This window comes from Emticicia sp. (assembly GCF_043780375.1).
Classification (GTDB): domain Bacteria; phylum Bacteroidota; class Bacteroidia; order Cytophagales; family Spirosomataceae; genus Emticicia.
Genome location: NZ_JAYWCU010000166.1, coordinates 1 through 21,194, shown reverse-complemented (window position 1 = coordinate 21,194; position 21,194 = coordinate 1). Strand labels below are relative to the sequence as shown.

Annotated in this window: 18 protein-coding genes; 10 read left to right on the top strand and 8 right to left on the bottom strand. The window is 35.5% G+C overall.

Annotated elements, in window-relative coordinates:
* Positions 1–30: 30 nt before the first annotated feature.
* Positions 31–2,391: a T9SS type A sorting domain-containing protein gene (locus tag ACH2CJ_RS13225; RefSeq protein WP_394993326.1), complete on the bottom strand. Its 2,361-nt coding sequence runs from the start codon at positions 2,389–2,391 to the stop codon at positions 31–33.
* Between the two features lie 175 nt (positions 2,392–2,566).
* Here ACH2CJ_RS13225 and ACH2CJ_RS13220 point away from each other — a divergent pair, with 175 nt between their 5' ends.
* The 7 genes from ACH2CJ_RS13220 (at position 2,567) to ACH2CJ_RS13190 (ending at position 8,447) form a co-directional block, all read left to right on the top strand.
* Positions 2,567–3,229, top strand: coding sequence for an HAD family hydrolase (locus ACH2CJ_RS13220; protein ID WP_394993325.1), 663 nt, complete (start codon positions 2,567–2,569; stop codon positions 3,227–3,229).
* Positions 3,226–3,615, top strand: coding sequence for a VOC family protein (locus tag ACH2CJ_RS13215; RefSeq protein WP_394993323.1), 390 nt, complete (start codon positions 3,226–3,228; stop codon positions 3,613–3,615). The genes ACH2CJ_RS13220 and ACH2CJ_RS13215 overlap by 4 nt, the downstream gene beginning before the upstream one ends.
* Positions 3,615–4,772: an MFS transporter gene (locus ACH2CJ_RS13210; RefSeq protein WP_394993322.1), complete on the top strand. Its 1,158-nt coding sequence runs from the start codon at positions 3,615–3,617 to the stop codon at positions 4,770–4,772. The genes ACH2CJ_RS13215 and ACH2CJ_RS13210 overlap by 1 nt, the downstream gene beginning before the upstream one ends.
* A gap of 408 nt (positions 4,773–5,180) precedes the next feature.
* The gene (locus tag ACH2CJ_RS13205; protein ID WP_394993320.1) at positions 5,181–6,239 is read left to right on the top strand and encodes a hypothetical protein; all 1,059 of its coding nucleotides are present in this window, start codon (positions 5,181–5,183) and stop codon (positions 6,237–6,239) included.
* Positions 6,240–6,382: 143 nt separating this feature from the next.
* Positions 6,383–7,063, top strand: coding sequence for a head GIN domain-containing protein (locus tag ACH2CJ_RS13200; protein ID WP_394993319.1), 681 nt, complete (start codon positions 6,383–6,385; stop codon positions 7,061–7,063).
* 110 nt (positions 7,064–7,173) lie between these two features.
* A complete protein-coding gene (locus tag ACH2CJ_RS13195) occupies positions 7,174–7,752 on the top strand; it encodes a methyltransferase family protein (RefSeq protein ID WP_394993318.1) in 579 nt (192 codons plus the stop codon).
* Between the two features lie 176 nt (positions 7,753–7,928).
* Positions 7,929–8,447, top strand: a complete 519-nt coding sequence (locus tag ACH2CJ_RS13190; RefSeq protein ID WP_394993316.1) for a hypothetical protein — start codon at positions 7,929–7,931, stop codon at positions 8,445–8,447.
* A 92-nt stretch (positions 8,448–8,539) separates the two neighbouring features.
* Here ACH2CJ_RS13190 and ACH2CJ_RS13185 read toward each other — a convergent pair whose 3' ends face one another.
* The 7 genes from ACH2CJ_RS13185 to ACH2CJ_RS13155 all read right to left on the bottom strand — a co-directional run bounded on the left by ACH2CJ_RS13185 (position 8,540) and on the right by ACH2CJ_RS13155 (position 17,092).
* Positions 8,540–10,261: a M3 family oligoendopeptidase gene (locus tag ACH2CJ_RS13185; RefSeq protein ID WP_394993314.1), complete on the bottom strand. Its 1,722-nt coding sequence runs from the start codon at positions 10,259–10,261 to the stop codon at positions 8,540–8,542.
* Between the two features lie 103 nt (positions 10,262–10,364).
* Positions 10,365–11,189 (bottom strand): carboxypeptidase-like regulatory domain-containing protein, encoded by an 825-nt coding sequence (locus ACH2CJ_RS13180; RefSeq protein ID WP_394993312.1) that lies wholly within the window; start codon positions 11,187–11,189, stop codon positions 10,365–10,367.
* The gene (locus ACH2CJ_RS13175; protein ID WP_394993311.1) at positions 11,173–12,498 is read right to left on the bottom strand and encodes a M14 family zinc carboxypeptidase; all 1,326 of its coding nucleotides are present in this window, start codon (positions 12,496–12,498) and stop codon (positions 11,173–11,175) included. Before ACH2CJ_RS13175 ends, ACH2CJ_RS13180 begins: the two co-directional genes overlap by 17 nt.
* A 70-nt stretch (positions 12,499–12,568) precedes the next feature.
* Complete coding sequence (locus ACH2CJ_RS13170) at positions 12,569–13,477, bottom strand: EamA family transporter (protein ID WP_394993310.1); 909 nt, start codon at positions 13,475–13,477, stop codon at positions 12,569–12,571.
* Positions 13,478–13,554: 77 nt separating this feature from the next.
* Positions 13,555–13,974 (bottom strand): Fur family transcriptional regulator, encoded by a 420-nt coding sequence (locus ACH2CJ_RS13165; RefSeq protein WP_394993309.1) that lies wholly within the window; start codon positions 13,972–13,974, stop codon positions 13,555–13,557.
* 158 nt (positions 13,975–14,132) lie between these two features.
* Positions 14,133–16,049 (bottom strand): ABC transporter ATP-binding protein, encoded by a 1,917-nt coding sequence (locus tag ACH2CJ_RS13160; protein WP_394993307.1) that lies wholly within the window; start codon positions 16,047–16,049, stop codon positions 14,133–14,135.
* Positions 16,050–16,093: 44 nt separating this feature from the next.
* Positions 16,094–17,092: a gliding motility protein gene (locus ACH2CJ_RS13155; protein ID WP_394993306.1), complete on the bottom strand. Its 999-nt coding sequence runs from the start codon at positions 17,090–17,092 to the stop codon at positions 16,094–16,096.
* A gap of 153 nt (positions 17,093–17,245) precedes the next feature.
* Here ACH2CJ_RS13155 and ACH2CJ_RS13150 point away from each other — a divergent pair, with 153 nt between their 5' ends.
* The 3 genes from ACH2CJ_RS13150 to chrA all read left to right on the top strand — a co-directional run bounded on the left by ACH2CJ_RS13150 (position 17,246) and on the right by chrA (position 21,143).
* Positions 17,246–18,040 carry a hypothetical protein gene (locus tag ACH2CJ_RS13150; protein ID WP_394993304.1) on the top strand — a complete coding sequence of 265 codons (795 nt, stop codon included), beginning with the start codon at positions 17,246–17,248 and terminating at the stop codon, positions 18,038–18,040.
* A 261-nt stretch (positions 18,041–18,301) separates the two neighbouring features.
* The gene (locus ACH2CJ_RS13145; protein ID WP_394993303.1) at positions 18,302–20,443 is read left to right on the top strand and encodes a peptidylprolyl isomerase; all 2,142 of its coding nucleotides are present in this window, start codon (positions 18,302–18,304) and stop codon (positions 20,441–20,443) included.
* 130 nt (positions 20,444–20,573) lie between these two features.
* Positions 20,574–21,143, top strand: a complete 570-nt coding sequence (gene chrA / locus ACH2CJ_RS13140; RefSeq protein WP_394993302.1) for a chromate efflux transporter — start codon at positions 20,574–20,576, stop codon at positions 21,141–21,143.
* Positions 21,144–21,194 lie beyond the last annotated feature (51 nt).

Genomic DNA, 21,194 nt, shown 5'->3' with positions numbered 1-21,194 from the left:
TTTAACCAATTTATTGGCTATATAGTTTCTTTATTTTGACTGTATTATTAAGCGTTTAGATTCTTCAAAACTATCGCCTTTGATTTTTATTATATAAACTCCTTTTTCTAAACTTCTCAAATCAATTTCAGTGCGTTCGGAGGTATCATTTAAGCGGAATTTATATATTTGCTTTCCTGAGGGCGTATAAAATTTCACTTCGAGGTTCTTCATCGCTTCTTTTGTTTCCAAATAAATAAGCTCGGTTGCAGGATTGGGGTAAATCGAAACAAAATTATTTAGTAGTTGAAAAAAAACAGTGTTAGATGCTTTTGATTGACAAGTTAGTAACTGGCTATCACCTACTTGATATTTCCTCATAACAGAAACCTTATAAGCTCCTGACTGAGTGGCTCTCAGTAAAGGGGTGCTGGTTGTTGAGAAAACCGTATTTTCTCTTTTCCATTCAAATTGGTCTTTCGCCAGAAAATCGCCGCTTGTAGCCTGCAAAGAGAAAACACCAAATTGTATTACTGTTGGTTGTTTGGGAGTTGGATTGATACTTAGTTTTTGCAAAGTTGAAGTCGAAGAAACACAACCAAAGTCATTGGTTACTTTTAAAGAAATCTCATAATTACCAGCTTTATCAAACTGAATCGCTTTTGTGGTGGCATTATTGTTCCATAATATTTTGTCATTACTATCGGTTGAAAGCGTAATATTTTGCCCTTCACAAACATTATTAGCAGGTGAAACTGTAATTTTGGGTTGAGTAGGAATAGGTTTTGCCGTTACTAAAACTTTATCAGAAACAAGCGAAACACAGCCAAATTCATTCTTAGCTTTTACAGTAAATTCGCCTGAATTTCCGACCATAATTTTTTGAGTTGTTTCGCCCGAACTCCACTGAAAGGTTTTAAACTCTTGCCCATCGGCAGTCAGTGCTATTTTTGTTGTTCCATCAGTACAAAACTCTAAATTCGTATCATTGCTAATAGTAGGTTTTGTTTGTGGGTAAATCAAATTAGTATTGATGGTAGGGCTTAAATATTTATTGCCTTGTAAATCTTTAAGAGTTACCGAATATGCTCCTTTCCCAACTATAATCAAGCTACTTTTTGAGCCATTCGACCATTCAATACCTTTGAAAGTATCTGATACTTTCAGTACACACAGATTATCAGCATCGCACAAAATCTCGGGTTCAATAATTGTTTTAGCCAATACAGGCTTAGAATTTTGAAAGAAATTATTATCAAGAAATTTATCCCAATTTTCAGCAAGCAACGAAAGCCCCATGTTATTGGATGAAACATTTTTGAAATGCACATTATCGGGTCTTGGTATTTGCAAATTATCTGTAAAAGGACCAGCAAATACATTGTTTCCTGCTTTATTTATCACTCTGTTTTGTCCACCAATAATTTCGGGATTCGATGGGGATAAATAGGTGAGTGAAGTTCGTGCAACCATCCAAGTTAAGTTAGCATCAAAATCGTTTCGAGAAATATCAATAACCTTCTGCAAATTTGATGAATAAACCACAGCCGATAATTTATTTGGCGAATTATCAGTTTCACCTTGAATCCAAAGTAATGAACGTACACCCAGCAAAGAGCCATAATAATTAAGCGTATTTCGAAGGTTTGAGTAAGGTAGTCCAAAATTATATTGAAAGCGTCCACCTACGTCCAAAACAAAATTATAGGTTGGCTGCCCCTCTGCACTTTCTCGCCAGTTAATAACCGAAACAGCTAAAAAACCCGCATTAAAAAACATAATTGGTACATTTAATCTTTTTGCCAGTTTGTCACCTAATTCGCCATAACACCACGGCCCCGTTCCATGCGGAGCAATATCTACATTTTGACTCAATTGCACAAAACTAAAGTTTTCGGAAAGAGTGCCATTATCATTAAAAAAATTCACCGTATTTACTCTATCATCAGTTGCTCCTTTTGCTCCAGATTCAGCTAAACCTTGTGCATTAGACTGACCCAAAGCGATAAAAACTTCGCCTACCCCTACTTTATCAATCGTAATAGTTTTCAAAATAGCCCCGCCTTTTATACCTCTAATCTCTAATTTATACCAGCCTCCTGCTGCTTTTATCTTGCCTGCAAAATACCCTGCTTTAAGATTTTCTTGCACCAAAATCCAATCGGTTGCCACACCTTGTCCAACTACTATGGGTGTGAGTCGAGCTTCTATTTTGTTTAAGGTTTGAGTATAATTTCCGATGATGTTTACAAAACCAAAATTTTCATTGTTTCGCTGAAAAACTACTCTGTTTGTAGGGAAAGAAACACTAAACGGAACACCACTCGTTTGGGCAAAAGTTGTAAAGCAAAACACGCAAGTAAAAAGAGCCGATAGCAAGAAAAGCTTTGCTTTTAGAATGAAATGATTCAAGGAAAAACAGGTTTTATAAGGCATGGGAGATTTTGTTTTTTGCTGTAAACAATGGCAATCTAAAGCAAAAATAAGTTTTTTAAAACAAAATCTATCAATTGAGTATCATTTTTAGTAAATGAAAAGATAGAATCAAGCCTTGAAAAGCCGTACTTTTGTAAAAAAAACTTACCCATTGGAAATATCATTCGCAGTAGTTTTTGACATGGATGGTGTCATTTGCGACACCAACCCCTACCACTCATTGGCTTGGAAAGCCTTTTTAGACAAATTTGGCATCGGGTCAAGTGAGGAAGAATTTATCGCACACATGTACGGAAAAAGTAATAGCTATATTCTAAAGCATTTCTTCAAAAGAGAAATTGTAGGCGAAGAATTTGCCCAAATGGAATTTGAAAAAGAGGCATTATTTAGAGAAATCTACGAGGCTAATGTTAAGCCCATTGCAGGATTAATAGAATTTATCGAAGATTTGAAAGCCAACGGCGTAAAAACGGGCATCGCTACTTCGGCTCCTTACTTAAATATGGAGCTGATTTTGAGCAAACTACCACTTCGTGACAAAATGCAATCATTGCTCGCCAGTGAAGACGTAAGCACACACAAACCAAGCCCTGAAGTGTATCTAAAATCTGCATCAAACTTAGATATTACACCAAATAGATGTGTAGTTTTTGAAGATTCTTTTTCGGGCATAACAGCAGGAAAAGTAGCAGGAGCAAAAGTTGTTGGTGTATTATCAACTTACAAAATAGAAGAACTCCCCGTTTGTGATGCTTATATTACTGATTATCAAGAACTTAGCTATCAGAAAATCAAAGATTTATTTGAATCATGAAAATCGAACACATTGCTATTTGGGTAAAAGACCTTGAGAAAATGCGGGTTTTCTATGAAAAATATTTTAATGGAAAATCAAACGAAAAATACCGTAACGAGAAAAAAGACTTTGAGTCTTACTTCATTTCTTTCGATTCGGGAGCAAGGCTCGAACTCATGCAAATGCCAAATATTCCTGACTCAAAAAATGATGTTTCCCAACAATATATGGGGCTTATTCACTTCGCTATTTCAGTAGGCAATGAAGAACAAGTAGCTAATTTGACAGAAAAAATAGCTAATGATGGCTATGAAATCATAGGACAACCAAGATGGACAGGCGATGGTTATTACGAAAGTGTAATCCTCGACCCCGAACAAAACCGAATTGAAATTACAAACTAATGTTAACACACTTACGTACTTTTTTTACCCATCGCCAAAGCCTCGCTGTTGGAATGGTTTTTATTTCAGTTGGCTTTTTATTTGGCAATTGGGCGACTTTGATTCCATTTATTAAGCAAAAATTTGAGCTGAACGATGCACAATTAGGTCTTTTACTTTTGAGTTTGCCTTTAGGAGCAACTTCCATGAATCCATTTTCTACTTATTTTATCAACCGCTTTGGTATGCGAAATACAACTGTGGTGGGTTTGATACTTTTGGCAGCAACTTATGTAATTCCTGTGAGTATCAGTTATTTGCCTTTGGTTGTGCTGGGTTTAATTATAGTAGGAATGTGCTTGTCGGTTACGAATGTGGCTATGAACACGTGCGTAACAAGCCTCGAACACCAATACAAAATCAATATTATGTCTACCTGCCACGGAATGTTTAGTGCAGGGTTAATGTTTGGCTCGATTGCCGCCAGTATTTTACAAGGGATGCAGATTCTCCCAACTTATCAGATGGGTGCAATAGGCTTTATTATTATCATTTTAGTTTTTCTACTTCGACCAACGATTTTGAGTATTCACGAAGAAAAAATCACTGAAAGTGGCGGAGCAAAATTCATTCTTCCAAAAGGTGCTTTGCTGCTCATGATTTTGATAAGCCTTTGTACCAATGTAACCGAAGGCACAATGGCAGACTGGACAGCAGTATATATGAAAGATATAGTGCAGACAGATGCTTACTTTATAGGCTGGGGTTTAGCTGGCTACTCAATGTTTATGGCATTGGGTCGTTTTTTAGGCGATGCCCTCATTCCTCGATTTGGTGGAAATAATATTATTCGTGCAGGAGGAGTCATTGTAGCTTTAGGTATTTTGATGGCTATTTTCTTACCTTACACTATTACTACAATTATTGGCTTTACAATGGTGGGAGCTGGCGTATCGTGTGCAGCTCCCATTCTTTATGGCAGTGCCGCACGAGTACCTGGCATGGCAAAAGGTGCTGGTTTAGCAACAATGAATACTTTTAGCATGGCTGGTTTTTTGGCTGGGCCAGTTATTATTGGTTTTATTTCTAAAAGCGTCAATTTACCTTTTGCTTTTTCGTTAGTAGCTGTTTTAGCAATTATTTGGGCATTTTTAGCCAATCGAGTGAAATTATACTAATAACGTTTTAAGGGCTTAGTTTTGACTATTTCCTAATTTATACTAAAAGAAAAATCAACACTTAAACGGCTAAAGCAAACCATATTCAGAACTCGGCACCAAACATTTGGCAGTCTTTGTAACCGTGCCAAATGCTTATATTTACACTAAAAAAACAATTTGGTTGTTATTTTAGTGTATTTTTGCTAATAGTAGCTAGTTTCAAGAACTTAAATCTTAGTATATTTGCTTATGGAATGATAATTGCTCATATTTATACCAGTAAAGTACAAAAAAACCTTTTGAAAAAAGCATTTATTTTTTGTTGAAATTAGTTAATGACCATTAAATAAAATTTAGCAAGAATATTTTTTCTTCTGAAAACAACTCTTTACCTTTATCATCAGAAATCAGATAAAATAGCATTATATGAAAAAAATTATTTACTCACTTGGTGTTTGCCTTTTGGCAAGTCAAGCTCATGCACAGTTTGTAAACAATACAGACTTCTTCGTTAGCGAAGGTGCAGTCGTAAGTTTCAATACGAACGTAGTAAACGAGGGAAAACTCACAAACAATGGGAAAGTACATTTCCAAAAAAACTTTGATAATCTAAGTGTAGTTAATTCACCAGGTATCGCTGTTTTTGATGGTAATGGTCCACAACTCATCAAAAGTGAAAAAGAACTTTCGTTCAATCAATTGCAATTAGACAACGACGTAAAACTCGAAACACCCGTTCGTATCAACGGTTCACTTTCTTTCCGTCGTGGCGTAATTGAATCTTCTGCAATCAATCCTTTGATTTTTGCTGACGGTGCAAAACACAGCGGAGCTTCTGATTTTTCACATGTAAGAGGTGTAGTTAAAAGAGAAGGCAATGAAGCTTTTGAATTTCCATTGGGCGATGGCACAAACTTCCGTGCATTTAGCGTTGCAAGAAATTCAGAGAGTCAAGTGCTTACTGCTGCATATTTATACAAAAGTCCCCTAAATATTTCTGGTCAAGTTTCGGAAAACGTTGAGACAATCAACGAAAACGAATACTGGTCACTGAAATCAGAATCAGTAAAGGGCTCAGCTCAACTTTCAGTAAACTCGCAATCAGGTCTTGAAGATATTGCATACTTGAAAAGAGGCACTTGGGACGTGTTGGAAGACTCAAAACTTTCGGCAATAACTGATTTGAAAAACGGAACGTTATTTACTTTAGCAAGAAGCCGTAATATCAAAGCCGAAATTGGAGTATATCCTAATCCAACTCAAGGAGAATTTTTCTTAAAATTGGGCGGAATGAACGACAATGAAATGATTACAGTAGATATTACTAACCAAGATGGTACAACGATTATGCACAAAGAAGGTTTGGTTAAAGACCTCCGTAAAGCATATACTTTACCAGACACATTACCTGCTACTGAACTTACAGTACGTGCAATAAGAGAAGGAAATAAAGCATTGGTTCAAAAAATGATTTTAGAAAAATAATCACTTGACAATTAGTCAATTGACCAAAAGGTTGTTCGTTCAAACGAGCAACCTTTTTTGTTATAGAAAATATTTTACTATATTCATGCAACATTCTACCTATTATTCACATCTGATGAGTAAATACAAACCAATTCAGAAATATGAAAAATTTAGTTTTTTTATTATCCTTCATTTCAGTAGGTAGCTTTGCTCAAGACCTCAAAAGAACATTTAATGTAAGCGGTTTTGATAAATTAGATATAGGAAGCTCTTTTATTATCACCGTTACTCAGGGAAATGATTTCAAGGTTGATGTTCGTGGACGTGAGCAAGATGTGAAAGAAGTTATGGCGAAAGTGTCAGATAACACATTAGACCTCCATTACCCCTCAAACTGGAGTGGTTGGAAAAACCATAAAGAAGTATATGTTACTATTACAATGCCCAAATTGACAGGTGTTGAATTTTCGGGAGCATCGAAGTCTAATGTATCGGGTTTTAGTAGTGAAAAGCTCGCTATTCAGGTTTCTGGTGCTTCGAGTGCTACTTTTAATGTCAATGCCAAAAAGCTTTCATTAGATTGTTCTGGTGCATCGGGACTAAAAATTACTGGTGATGGGCAAGCATTGAACGTTGAGATTTCTGGAGCCTCAAACATTAATGCTTTAGACTTCAAAGTGGCAAATGCTAACATTGATGCCTCTGGTGCAAGTGATGCGAAGGTTTATGTAACCAGCAAAATTGTAGTTGAAGCAAGCGGAGCAAGCAGCGTACGCTATAAAGGTGGTGCATCGGTTACATCAAGCACATCAGGTGCTGGTTCAGTAAAGTCGATGAATTAAGTTTATCATTTAAAATAAAAAATGCCTTGTTTTTTAGATAAAACAAGGCATTTTTTATTTCATCATATTTTTACAACCTTTGTATTCTATTCTCCCAAATACAAAACACTATGCTTTTACTCTCATTCGCTTGGTTACTTTATGGGGCGATTCATAGCCTAATGGCAAGCAATTTCTTTAAAGCCTTTATGTTAAAAATTTCTGGTGAAAAATTTCGTTTTTATCGACTATTGTATAATGCAATTGCTTTTACTTCGCTTATTCCTGTTTTGTATTTACAATTTTCGACAGAAAAGGTTTTTCTTTGGCAAGTATCTGATTATGAGCAAGTTATAGGGAAATTTATTTGTGTTTTTGGTGTAATTTTTATCGCCACAGCACTACAAGGATACGATTTATCGGAATTTAGTGGAATTGGTTTCAAAAAAAACAATGAACCTCAAGAACTTAAAACAGATGGATTATTGCAATATGTAAGACACCCTATTTACTTCGGAATCTTACTTTTAGTTTGGGGATTTTTTATTTCAGATGCCTTGACCCGTAGTTTATCTACTGCGATAGCCGTTACAATTTACTTATTGATAGGAATCTATTTTGAAGAAAAAAAATTGATTTTAACCTTTGATGAACAATATAAAGCCTATCAAAAACAAGTAGCGATGTTGATTCCTTTTTTGAGGTTTTAGATAAAATATCACTTCACACAAATATTACTACAAGCGTTTCTTAAAACCTATTTTTCAGAATTAGCGACAACTAAACAATTGATAATCAAGTTATTGCAAATTATTTCAAGGAAAATATATTTTGAATTCTAAAAATTCTTTATAATATTTGTTGTATCTATAATATACATTCGACAATGAAAACATATGCCTTACTTCTAAGTTATTCAATAGTTTTTGGCTTGCTAATGACTGCCTGCAGTAGTTCAAAGGATGATATTTCTCCGAATAATGCACAAGCTGAAATTATTTCGCAAAATTTAGCATTGACAAAATTAATGAAAGGCACATGGAACACCGAAACAGTAATGGATAAGGATATTTTGCTTTATTCACGAAATAATGCCAATAATTCGGTTGATTATGGAAAATTTCAGATTGATTTGAAAAACAATTCAAAATTTTCGATGATAGATAGAGAAGGCAATAAAATCGAAGGAGAATGGTATCTTGCCGAAGGTAATATCTTGAATTTAGAATATGATAAGGAGGATTTTAAAAGTTGTGCTACCACGATTTCTACCTCTCAAGTTTGTACCATAACAACTATCATCGTAACGATAAGTTTTAAACTTGTGAAGGCCCCAACTAATGACGAATTACATATTCAAAATAACACAGTTGATTTTGTAATGAAAACAACAAAAATCGAATAATTACTATTGTATAATGCATAGTGTATAGTCCTGAAAAAGGGCAGATGAAAGACTTCCCTTTTTTGGTAAGTTTTAAAAATTACGTTCTTACTTTACTTCAAGTCCTCCAACTCGGTTTTTACAAAGTTCATCAACTCAGCAATGTATGCCCTTGAAAAATCGAATTTTATATTGGCCGCTTCATAAATCTCACCTATTGTAGTGGTATAACCTAATTTTAAAGCATTTAGATAACCATCTATGCCTTTTTGGGCATCTTGCTTATAATTTCTCCAAACGCTTATTGCTCCTAATTGAGCCATTCCGTACTCAATATAATAAAATGGCACTTCATAAATATGAAGTTGTCTTTGCCAAGTATAACGTTTAAAACGCTCAAGGCCCTTCCAAGTTGTAACAGAATCTGAAAACTGCTCAAACGTCTTTAGCCATTGAGTCTGACGTTCTTCAATTGTATGAGTAGGGTTTTCATAAATCCAATGTTGGAATTTATCAACGGTAGCAATCCAAGGCAAAACCTCCAAGATGTCTTCTAAATGTTCGATTTTAGCACGTTTTAGATCTTCTTCATTTTCAAAAAAAACACCCCAATGTTCCATCGAAATCAATTCCATTGACATTGAAGCCAATTCTGCAACCTCAGAAGTTGGATTTCTGAAAGAATTTATCGGTAAGTTTCTTACTTCAAATGAATGAATTGCGTGTCCGCCTTCATGTACCATCGTAACTACATCACGCAAACTTGAAGTAGCATTCATAAAGATAAATGGTACTCCAATTTCTTCCAATGGATAGTTATAACCACCTGGAGCTTTTCCTTTGCGAGATTCTACATCAAAATGCCCCATACGTCGCATGATGCGAATATAGTCCGCCAATTTTGGGTCAATTCTTTGGAAACATTCAACTGTCTTATCCAACAAATCTTCGCCATTATTAAAGGGTTTCAAAGCTGATTTTCCGTCGGGGTCAACTTTCAAATCCCACGGACGTAAGTCGTCAATACATAGTTTTTTACAACGTTCTTTTGTCATTTCATCGACCAAAGGCACGACCGTTTCTGCAACTGCTTCATGAAAATTAAAACAATCTTGTGGCGTATAATCGAAACGCCCCATGGCTGCAAACATATAATCACGAAAATTGGGAAAACCTGCATTTACCGCTAATTGATGACGCAAATCACGTAATTCATTAAATAATGAATCCAATTTTTCGTGATCTTGGTAGCGGCGTTCAGCAATCTTTAACCAAGCTTCTTCTCGTATTTTACGGTTTGGAGATTGTATCAAATCACCAGCTTTTGGCAAAGTTAGTTCTTCACCATTAATATTTACGGTCATGGCTGCGGTAATTGCCTGATATTCAGTTTGTTTTGTCTGAATTTGGGTCTCTATTGGGATATTTTCTTCACGAAAAATCTCAACCGATTTTTTCATTCCACGAATCATAATATGAAATCCCGCATCTGTCAATTCACCTAAAAAAGCACTATCAAGAGCTTTTTTATTAAGCTGGTCGCTATAAACCGAGAGTTCGGGTTGAATCTGTTCTACAAAAAACTGGTAGTTTTTTTGATTTTCTTCACTTACAGTATCACAAGTCATTTTGATGTAACGCCAGGCCATATTTTCTGACAAATACGACTCTAATTCACTACGGTCAATGAACCATTTTCTTAAATCATGAGCATTTGCAAGCTCACGATACAACAGATTTTCATATAATGGTTTTACATCTTGCCATGAATTTAGAGCAAACTCTTCACCAATAAAAGTGCGTGGTTTTCTCTGAGGTATTATTATTTCTTGCATGATTTTTAGATATTAGATACAGGATATTAGATACGAGATTTGGGATATGGTATTTAAGATTTTTGAAGACAAATACTTTTCTCTCAAATCCCGTATCTCTTATCTAAAATTTAAAACTCGGTAATCTTTGAAACTCTTCCAGACATCTATAAACCTCAAAAGTGAGGTCATAGTCATTGGCACTTAGCACAAAATTTTCGGGTAAATTACAAAATTTCATAAAGTTTTTCAGTTCTTGCCCTTTGAGTTTTGTTACAAACGAAATATATTCAGAGTTATAACGGTACTCGACCAAGAGCTTTCGTAAATCTTCTTGCTTCATTGCCTCTAGCTTTCGGCGGCTTTTCCCTTCTTTGCTAAAAAGCTGGTAAAGTCCATCAATCGAAATGCCGATAGTTCCTGGTGTTGAGGTATTTGTATTAATTAAGTTTGAAATATCTTTCCATTTTAACTTCGTAGAAGCTTCAGGAGTTGACAAAAGTTCATCAATTTGCTTTTTTATCTGCTCCAAACGCTTATCTCTTACCACAACTTCTTGTAAAGCAATAGCATCTTGACGCATTTCGATAACAGGTTCCATTGTAACGCCGTCCCATTCAATTCCTGCATTTTTATAGCCAATCGAAGAAATTTTGATAGAATCACCTTTCGATGCTCTCACCAAAAAATTGCCATTTTCGTTGGTTCTTGTAATTTGTTTAGTGTTTTTATTGACAACAGTAGCCGACGGAATTCCTTTTTTAGTTGCTTTATCGATTGCTCTACCAAGAACGTAGGATTTTTGGGCGAAAGTAGAGAAGGCCAAAAGAAAAAACAATAGTCCCACCCCTAACCCCTGTTTGGGTAGTAATGGAACATAAAAATTACTAAATTTAAAAGCCCTCTCCAGTGGGAAGGGTTGGGTAGGGCTGTTATTTAATTTGTCCATTCAAAATGAGATATTTCACTTCTTTATCTTTCGTCAACACAAAGCTCGCCGCTTCATCAAGGTTTAGCTCCGTATTTTGTGCTATTTTCTCTGATATTTTATACTTTTGAATAATCTCGGGAAACTCACTTAATAAACTAACTTTCAAGTCTTTAGCGTCTATTTCTTTGATTCCCCAAAAAGTGGAAAGGTCGCCGAGGTCTTCAATAACGCTCAAATACTCAAAATCGGTAGCGTTGTTGATGTTTTTTTCGCTTAAATTAATTCCAATATCTTTGATAGTTACTTTACCATCTTGCACAAACGCCGCATTACGAATCAATAAATCAAACAAATATCTATCGTTATTCGGGATAGTTTGGTAATCTTTTAACTTATATTTTTTATACGATTTTTCAGAAATTGCTTGTAAACCATTTAAAATTGCAATAAAATTGAGTTTTCTTATAAATTGTTTTTCAATATCATCTTTGTACCCGCCCGATTCTATCAAAATCAAACTACTCCCCCACTTAGCAATATTATCACCAAATGCACGTGGTTCGTGGTCATCGTTCCATCTGCCCAAATGCCCAGGAATAAACGGTTGCAAGGCGTCGTGCATACCACAAATCACCTGCATAGCTCGTGTGCGAGTAGCGTTCCACTCTTTTTCGTGATTATAGGAAGTTGCCAAAAACGAAATTGTTGCTTGTTTTCCGCTCGCCCCAGCACTATATTTAGTGCCTTTATCATGTAAATTGAATGAAAAATCAGGTTGAAGTTCCTCTTGCAATTTCTTCAATATTTGTCCTTCGGGAGTCTGAAAACGCAAGGCATCACGGTTCATATCAATATCGGTAGCGGTGCGTCTTTGGTAGCGTTCGGCACCGTCTGGATTGAGCATTGGCACAAAATAAAGCGTACAGTTTTCTAATATTTTTGCTCTTAAAGCATCAAAACTATCACTTTTTGCTTGAAAAAACTTAAAAATATCCATTAGTGCCATTGTAGCAGTTGGCTCATCACCGTGCATTTGCGACCACAACAATACTTTTATTTTCCCACTTCCCAACTTGATTTGATAAATATCACGTTGTTCAAACGATTTGCCAATTTTCTGTACATCGAAAGGCAGGTTTTCAATCAAAGGAACAATATCGTTATGCTTGAAACGACGTTTAGTAATAGTTTTTTCCTTAAAATCTTCATGATTATCAAATAATTGCTTTGAGAAATCTTGCGGAGTTTTCTGCGTTGTTAGAGCCATACTGAGCAACAAAATAATTAGTGAAAACACAAAGGTAAGGCGTTTGGGAAGAAGTACCATAGTTTTAAGTTTTTTTAGGAATTATAATCAAAAGTACGTTTTGTTAAGTTTTTCCACAAAATACTTTGCATTAAATCTCTATTTCTTTCGGTTTTCTGCGTCTTCCTAAGGTCATGAGGGCAACACCTGCCAAAATAATTGCCGATGCCACCAATGTACGAGAGGTGAGGCGTTCGTTAAGAAAAAGCCAGCCAAGAAAGATTGCCACCACAGGATTGATGTAGGCATAAGTTGCCGTAAGTTGTGGCGGAGCATTATTAATCAACCAAACATAAGCCGTGTAGCCAACATAAGAGCCAACAATAACCAAATAAATCATTGCAAAATAGGTTTGGTGAGTCATACTTTGCAGAGCGTGAAGCTGATTTTTTTCAAATATAAAACTCATGATGAGCGAAAAACAACCTCCTACAATCATCTGAATTGAAGTTGATTGAAGTGATTTTGGAAGTGATAAATAAGGAGATTTTAGCGAACCAAATGCCCAAGCAACCGACCCACCAAACACCACGAGTGCAGGAAACATCGCTATTTCACGGTGTTCGATATGCTGTGCAGGATTCAATAAAAAAGCCATTCCAACTAAACCAAGAAGCAAGCCAGTGGAACCAATAAAAGTGGGCTTTTTCTTACTAAAGAACAAAAAGTCAAGCAAAATCATCCATGCAGGAAGGGTAGCGACCAATAAAGCAACCAAGCCCGAAGCCATAAATTGAAGGGCATACGCAACGGCACAATTGCCAACGCCACTCAAAAGCACCCCAATAAATGCCGCATTACGGATATGCTTCATTGATGGAAACTTATCGCCTCTCAGCAAAGTAAATAAAAACAACAATACTCCTCCAATAAGAAAACGAGTACACGAAACCAACATTGGTGGAAGAACTTCTATCGCATATTTTACACCTAAATATGTAGAACCCCAAACGATATAAACCACGCCAAGTGCAATAAAAATCTTTGTTTTTTGGGACATAAGGAGTGATTGACGATTTATTCGATTGAAGATTTTCGATTACTTACCTTGCGATAAAAAAACTTTTAGGTGCTTATTTAAGCAATACAATTTGGGCAAGTTCCTTGCACGAGCATATTAACTTCTGTGCGTTTATAACCTTCAGGTAGATTAAACACAGGAATATATACACTTTCAATACAAGTTGTATTACCACATTGCAAGCATTTGAAGTGTACGTGTTCGTGATGATGGTTATCGTGGCTACATTCTGAATTTTTGCAAAGGGCATATTTTGTGCCGCCTTCATCGTCTAAAACTTTGTGTATAATTCCTTTTTCTACAAATGTTTTAAGGGTACGATAAATGGTGACACGGTCGAAACGCTCTCCAAACCTTTCTTCTAAATCGCCATGTGAAAGAGCAAAGTTGAAGTTTTGAAACGATTGTAGAATATCTGAGCGACAACCCGTATGTCGTAATTCATATTCTTTAAGAGTATCTTTTGAAGGATTCATATTAAGTCAATGGTCAAAAAACCACAGTACATATTTTTAACTATTTGATAATCAATAAATTAACCAACTTATGAATATCATAAAATTACAATTTCCACATTAATTTTTATAACAAGTCATAAAGTCGACCTTTGTCCATCGGCTATTGACTTTTCTCATTATTCAACCAATAAATTTACATTATCAAACTGTAATTTCACCAAGTTTGCATAAATTCCTCCTTCAGGGCGGTTTTCGGCTTGCAAAATCAGTTGTTCATGTGTACCAGTTTCGGCAATTTCGCCATCTTTAAGTACATAAATAGTATCGACATTTCGGATTGTTGCTAAACGGTGAGCAATGATAATCGTCGTACGATTTTTCATTAATTCATCTAAAGCATCTTGCACTAATTTTTCAGATTCAGAATCTAATGCACTGGTAGCTTCATCTAAAATCAAAATAGAAGGATCTTTCAAAATCGCACGGGCAATGGCTACTCTTTGGCGTTGTCCACCCGAAAGTTTTACACCTCGCTCGCCCACAATAGTCTGAAATTTATCAGGAAACGACTCTATAAATTCTAAAGCATTGGCTTTCTGGGCAGCTTCAAATACTTCTCTTTCGGTAGCATTTGGCTTTCCGTAAGCAATATTTTCATAAATACTTCCCCCAAAAAGCATCACTTCTTGCGGTACAATAGCAATATTACTACGTAATTCGGTTACATCTTGCGATTCAATATTTTTTCCATCAATCAAAATTTTACCTTTATTTAAAGGATAAAGTTTCATTAATAATTGTACAATCGTAGATTTTCCAGCACCGCTATGACCAACGATGGCAATCTTTTCACCTGCCTTTATGTCAAGCGAAATATCCTTCAAAACTACCATATCTGAACGAGATGGATAAGAAAAGCCCACATTTTCAAATGAAACATTACCTTCGGCTTTCTTAAAATCCAATTTTCGAGAAACATCTACTTCTGACTTCTCATCAATAATTTCTAAAATTCGTTCTGAAGCACCAATGGTTCTTTGAATTTGAGCATACATATCTCCCAATCCACCTACTGAACCACCAATAAAACCAGTATAAATAATAAATGTAAAAAGGTCTTTGAAAGCCAATTCACCCGACAGAACTAAATTGCCACCGTACCAAACAACGCCAACTACACCACCAAACAAAACCAAAATGATAAACGAAATAAAGCCACCTCTAAAAGTAGCCGCTTTCAAAGCATAATCTACTACGCTTTGAATCGACATTGAGTAGCGATTTACTTCTAAACGCTCATTGGTAAACGCTTTTACAACATTGACCGATTGTAGGGTTTCCTCCACAATAATATTAGTTTTGGCTAATTCATCTTGTACTTTTTTGGAATTCTTTCTAATAAATCGTCCAAAAACTATTGCAGCAACCACCAAGAAAGGAAAAGTTGAAAGCATGAAAAGCGTCAGTTTGCTCGACAAAAGCGAAATCAATATCACACCACCCACAAGCGTAAAAACTTGGCGAAAAAGTTCGGCAAGCGTAATTGAAAGTACATCTTGCAGTTGAGTTACATCAGAAGTTATGCGACTCATTAGTTCGCCCACACGACTTTTTTCAAAAAATGTAATCGGAAGCGTAATGATTTTGGTATAAAGTTCTTTACGTAAATCTCGCATTGATTTCTCCGAAACTCTCGTAAAAGTATAAACTCGAAGAAACGAAAAAGCTGCTTGTAAAATAAGCAAAACCACAAAAATTGCAGTAACTTCATTCAAAGTAAAATCTTGTGAAGATTTGAAAAGGTTTTGAAGTTTTTGTACCGCCATATTGCCTCCGCCCAGCATTTCGGCAGGATTGGCAGTCGAAGTATTTTTAGGCGATACAATTGCACCAACCATTTGCCCCATCAAGAGCGGAATAGCCATAGAAGTAATTTGCGAGAGAATCAAGAAAATAAAGCCCACCGCAAATGTTCCTTTATAAGGAAGTGTGAATCTAAAAATCTTTAATGCTTTATTGAAACCTTCTTTACTAACTTTCTTTTTGTCTTCTTCTGAAACCCCTGCCCCAAAATTACTGCTACGTTTTGCCATTTTTATATGTTAGTTATGCACGATTTCGACAATCGTGTTACAAATCAATCTTCCTTCTGCCCTTTGTATTTCGACTTTTCAAAAATATCACGGGCATTGGCGTTTTCCATTAAATCAATTAACGAAATAGAAGGGTTTTCGGTTCGGTAGCGACTCACAATTCGCCAACCTAACCATTGCCCAATTCTTCCAGGGCAATCTTCGCCTATCTCAATAACCTTCGGGCGGTCGCCCAAATACTTTTCTTTTACTCGGTCATTTGTTTCATAAAGCAACTTATTTTCAAGAAAATATGCCCACACCAAATCTTGAGAGTTCCAAGTTTTGGTCATCTCGGTATTTCCATAAGCAATAACAAGTGAATCGGCAACATCGGGCAACATCGCTCTTGTAAACTCATAGCTTTTGCCATAATAAACCATATCGCCCATCAACGAACGGTCTTTTGGGTCAATTCGATTATATTTTTTTGATAAAAGCGTCAGAATCGAAGGCAAAATATAAGGTTTATCAAATCTTTGCAATAAATACGTTGGATATTGTGGTCGGTATTTTGCCCTTGGTCCAAGAAAAGTTTCCAAAGGTATCACAATTAAATTATCCGAAACCATCAATTCTGAATCAAGAGCGGTGAAAGTAGTAATAATTTGAGGCTCTTTAAAATCAGGATAATAAAATTTAATGTGCTTGAAAGCAATTTCCAATTGGTTCTTTAAATCGGCTAAATCGCCAAAAGATTTTTTGGTATCTTCATAAAAAATCTTTGTATCAGCATTATGGCAAATCAGGTCAATACGGTTGATTAAGGCCGTATCTTGGGGCGAAGTTTGATAAAATTGATGAACAAAATTGACGTTTTTTTGCAAAAATGACTTTATTTCCTCTTTATTTTGTAATTTCATCATGCTATCATCAAACCTCAGAATATTTACATTAACTTTAATGTTAGATACATCTATCTCTTCTGAATTTTTACAAGAACTCAATAAAAAACCAATAATAAAAAATAAACCAACAGAATAGAATAAATGGGTGTGTTTCATATATTGTTAAATATTTTTTTAAAAAACGCACAAAAATAGATAAATATTTGCCTCGAATCATCTAAATTTGTGAGATTGTATTACAATATAAATTTGCAGGAAACTTGATTGCTAAATCAAGTACATTATAAAACCCTTAATTGACCACTAAAAATGTTTCATGTAAACCTTTCAGCTAAGTCTTTTAGCAAAAATTTGCTTTTCGCAAGTATATTTTTATGTTCATTTCAAGTATTTGCCCAAAAAAACCAAAAAATCCAAAAAAGAAGCGGCAATAGGGTTGACGCACTTATTCAGCGAAACCGCAAACTTACTAAAGGGATTAATGCCCTCAATCAACTATTGGCGAAACAAAATAGTCAAATAGTTTCGCAAGAAGGAATTAATAATTATTACAAATCAGTATTGAGAACTTCGAGAGATTCTACAACTATTCTTCAAAAAACATATTCTGCCTATAATCAAAAAGCCGAAGCAGAGATACTCTCTTTGAAAATGGCTTTGACCGATACAATAGCGGCATTTCAAGAATTTAGAAACCAAACTTATAAAGACAGAAATAGAATTGTAAAAGACACGAATGTTGTGCGGGTTTATAGTATGCCTTACGACCAAGTAAGGGTTAGGGTATTAAGAAAAATACTTGATGAAGGCATCGGTTTAGTTATTGAACGAAATACTGATGAAGGTTTTTTGGTATCAAAAGTATTTAAAGACCGCAAAAGTACTGGATTATTTAAAAAGACAGTTGATACTCGTGTCGATTGCGACATAAAAATGGTACAACATCCTTACGAAGACAACAAAACACTTTTTTATACTACGACCAGAGTACAAGAAAAATCAAGAAAAGACAGACCTTTTATTGAGCTTAACGACGATAAAATGGTAAAGGATTATCAAAAGAAATTATTGAAGTTTTTTGATGATTTTTTAGTTGGAAATTAAAAAACAAAAAAATTAAGTAAAATATTAAAAGTCCATGCCTTAAAACATGGGCTTTTTTTAACATCTGCACTACAAAGCTGATGGCTTATTTCACATTAAAACCTTGTTTAACATAAAAAATTGTTAAAATCACAGATATATCAATTGGATTTCCTTGATAATCTATATGAATCTGCTTATTTTTGCACCTCAATTTTTTGATATATAATAATTTTGCAATAAAACAGTCTTAAAAGTCCAGTAATAAATTAAAATAAACAAATGGCTTTAATTAACAAAATTCGTGAGCGTTCAGGTGTTGCAGTGGCGGTTATTGCAGTTGCACTCATTCTATTCATTGTCGGTGGTGATTTATTCAGCGGTGGTAGTGGTCAAGGAGGATTATTTGGTAGTAATAATAACAAAGTAGGTGAAATTGCTGGAACGAGCATTGATTACCAAGCATTTCAAGCAAAATTAGATGTTGCCCGCACAAATTATGAGCAACAAGCAGGAAGAGCCTTGCAAGACCAAGAAGTGCAACAACTCCGTAGCCAAGTTTGGGAACAAATGATTTTTGATATTACTTACAAAGAAGAATTTGAAAAATTAGGTCTAAAAGTTACTCCTGATGAGCTTCGTGAGATGGTACAAGGCACAAAAAACCTTAGTCCACTAATCAAACAACAATTTACTGACCCACAAACTGGTCAATATGACCGTAATCGTCATATTGAGTTTATCAATGCTGCTGCATCGAACCAACTTCCAGCTCCACAAAAAGCTGCTTGGGATCAAATTAAAGAGCAAGCAATTCAACAACGTTTGTTAGAAAAATACAATGCTCTCCTCACTGCCTCTACATTTGTAACAAATGCCGAAGCTAAAAGAGAATATGAAGCACAAGCCACAAAGGCAGATACTCGCTATTTATATGTACCTTATACAAGTATCATTGATACAACTATCAAGGTAACTGACGGTCAGTTGTCAGATTATTTGAGCAAGCACAAAGAAGAATATAAAGGCTACGATAGCCGTTCATTCGACTATGTAGTGTATCAAGTAATGCCAACCAAAGAAGACAGTGCGGCCTTGTATGAAGATATTAAAAGTTTTGCTAAAGGATTGGCTGCGGCTCCAGATGCAAAGGCTTATGCAGCTTTGAACTCAGACTCACGTATTCCTTATGAGCGTAGTGCTGGCGAAATCACTGGAACATTGAAAGATGCTCTTGCATCGGCTATTCAAGGCTCAGTAATTGGGCCTTTTAAAGATGGTAATGCTTACTCAATTCATAAATTTGAAGGCATCACAACAGACTCACTTTACACAGTTCGTACAAGTCATATCTTGATTCGTGCCGATAAAGCTGCTCCTGATTCAGTAAAAGCCGCTGCTCGTGCAAAAGCACAAGGCATTTTGGCACAATTACAACAAGGAGCCGACTTCGCAACTTTGGCTCGTGCAAACAGCCAAGATGGTTCGGCACAACAAGGTGGAGATTTAGGTTATTTCAAAAATAACGGTGCAATGGTAAAACCATTTGAAAGTGCAGTATTTGCTTTTGGTGGTACAGGTTTAATGCCAAATGTAGTCGAAACAGATTTTGGTTATCATATCATTAAAGTAACAGAACCTAAATCGAATACAAAATATAAAATTGCAACTATCAGCCGTGAGCTTCAAGCAAGCGAAGGCACTCGCAATGCCATTTACCAAAAAGCTGAAACTTTGCGTGCAACTGTCGATTCTAAAGAAGAGTTTGAGGCTGCCGTGAAAAAAGATGGTAAATTAGTTATTTTGAAAGCCGATAAAATATTCCCAGAGGCAGCAACATTCAATACGATTCAAAATGCTCGTGAGGTTGTGTTGTGGGCTTTCAATGATGATACTAAAAAAGATGCAGTATCTAATCGTGTTTTTGAAATTGGTGACAGTTTCATTGTTGCAGCTATTACAGCTAAAACAGAAAAAGATAGTCCAAAAGCTGATGATTTTAAAGATGTATTGACTACTAAAGTACGTAATGACGTAAAATCAGAGCAAATTTTGAAAAAATTAAGTGGGGTCTCTGGACCGCTCGAGCAAATAGCTCAAAAATACGGAGCTGGTGCTTTAGTTGAAACTGCTACTGGAATCAATTTAGCAGCAGGTATGCTTACCTCTCCAGGGGTTGACCCAGCCGCTATTGGCAAAATCTTTAGCTTACAACCAGGCAAGCGTTCTAAACCATTTGTTGGCGAAAACGGCGTATTTATTGTTGAAACAACAAGTATTGTAAAAGCTCCAGAAATTGCAGATTATACCCAATACAAAGCTCAAATCACCCAACGTAGCGGTGGGTACGGTGCTTCATACATGGCAAATCAAGCGATTCGTGATAACGCAAACATCAAAGATAACAGAGCTAAGTTTTTCTGATATTTCGATTCATAAAAATATAAAAATAGGAGTGCCGCAAGGTACTCCTATTTTTATATGCAATGTAAATATCCTATAAATCCTATGGATTAAATATTTTTAATATATTTGTATTGAAAATGTTTTTATTATGCAAAAAAAATACTCAATTTTTGACATCGCTTTATACTTTCTCAAACTTGGCACTACAGGTTTTGGTGGCCCTGTTGCATTAGTGGGCTTTATGCACCGAGATTTGGTAGAAAAAAATCAATGGATTTCGGAAGAAGAATACAAAGAAGGTTTAGCACTTGCTCAATTAGCTCCTGGTCCTTTGGCTGCCCAATTGGCTATTTATTTGGGCTATGTAAATTATGGGGTTTTAGGAGCAACTTTGGTTGGTTTTGCTTTTGTAATTCCATCATTTTTAGTGGTTTTAGTATTAGGTTTTTTCTATAAAAAATTCGGTGGTTTGTCTTGGATGCAATCCGTTTTCTATGGTATTAGTGCAGGAGTAATTGGTATTATTGCTTTTAGTTCTTATAAATTAGTCAATAAATCTATTGGTAATGACAAAGTTCTTTGGGCAATTTTTATCGTTTCCGCTCTTGCAACTATAATTACTGAGAGCGAAAATGTCTTTTTATTTTTAGGTGCTGGTGTTTTGTATTGGTTACTTAAGTTACGCAAGATTAACTTTTATGTAGTGATATCTGCTTAAATTTACAAAAAACTGTCAATTTTACCAAAATCTAATCAAATTCATGAAACT

Coding starts and splice junctions, on each gene's coding strand:
- ACH2CJ_RS13145 (WP_394993303.1), top strand. CDS start 18,302: ATGGCTTTAATTAACAAAATTCGTGAGCGTTCAGGTGTTGCAGTGGCG.
- ACH2CJ_RS13210 (WP_394993322.1), top strand. CDS start 3,615: ATGTTAACACACTTACGTACTTTTTTTACCCATCGCCAAAGCCTCGCT.
- chrA (WP_394993302.1), top strand. CDS start 20,574: ATGCAAAAAAAATACTCAATTTTTGACATCGCTTTATACTTTCTCAAA.
- ACH2CJ_RS13175 (WP_394993311.1), bottom strand. CDS start 12,498: ATGGTACTTCTTCCCAAACGCCTTACCTTTGTGTTTTCACTAATTATT.
- ACH2CJ_RS13180 (WP_394993312.1), bottom strand. CDS start 11,189: ATGGACAAATTAAATAACAGCCCTACCCAACCCTTCCCACTGGAGAGG.
- ACH2CJ_RS13155 (WP_394993306.1), bottom strand. CDS start 17,092: ATGAAACACACCCATTTATTCTATTCTGTTGGTTTATTTTTTATTATT.
- ACH2CJ_RS13215 (WP_394993323.1), top strand. CDS start 3,226: ATGAAAATCGAACACATTGCTATTTGGGTAAAAGACCTTGAGAAAATG.
- ACH2CJ_RS13160 (WP_394993307.1), bottom strand. CDS start 16,049: ATGGCAAAACGTAGCAGTAATTTTGGGGCAGGGGTTTCAGAAGAAGAC.
- ACH2CJ_RS13170 (WP_394993310.1), bottom strand. CDS start 13,477: ATGTCCCAAAAAACAAAGATTTTTATTGCACTTGGCGTGGTTTATATC.
- ACH2CJ_RS13205 (WP_394993320.1), top strand. CDS start 5,181: ATGAAAAAAATTATTTACTCACTTGGTGTTTGCCTTTTGGCAAGTCAA.
- ACH2CJ_RS13165 (WP_394993309.1), bottom strand. CDS start 13,974: ATGAATCCTTCAAAAGATACTCTTAAAGAATATGAATTACGACATACG.
- ACH2CJ_RS13190 (WP_394993316.1), top strand. CDS start 7,929: ATGAAAACATATGCCTTACTTCTAAGTTATTCAATAGTTTTTGGCTTG.
- ACH2CJ_RS13150 (WP_394993304.1), top strand. CDS start 17,246: ATGTTTCATGTAAACCTTTCAGCTAAGTCTTTTAGCAAAAATTTGCTT.
- ACH2CJ_RS13195 (WP_394993318.1), top strand. CDS start 7,174: ATGCTTTTACTCTCATTCGCTTGGTTACTTTATGGGGCGATTCATAGC.
- ACH2CJ_RS13185 (WP_394993314.1), bottom strand. CDS start 10,261: ATGCAAGAAATAATAATACCTCAGAGAAAACCACGCACTTTTATTGGT.
- ACH2CJ_RS13200 (WP_394993319.1), top strand. CDS start 6,383: ATGAAAAATTTAGTTTTTTTATTATCCTTCATTTCAGTAGGTAGCTTT.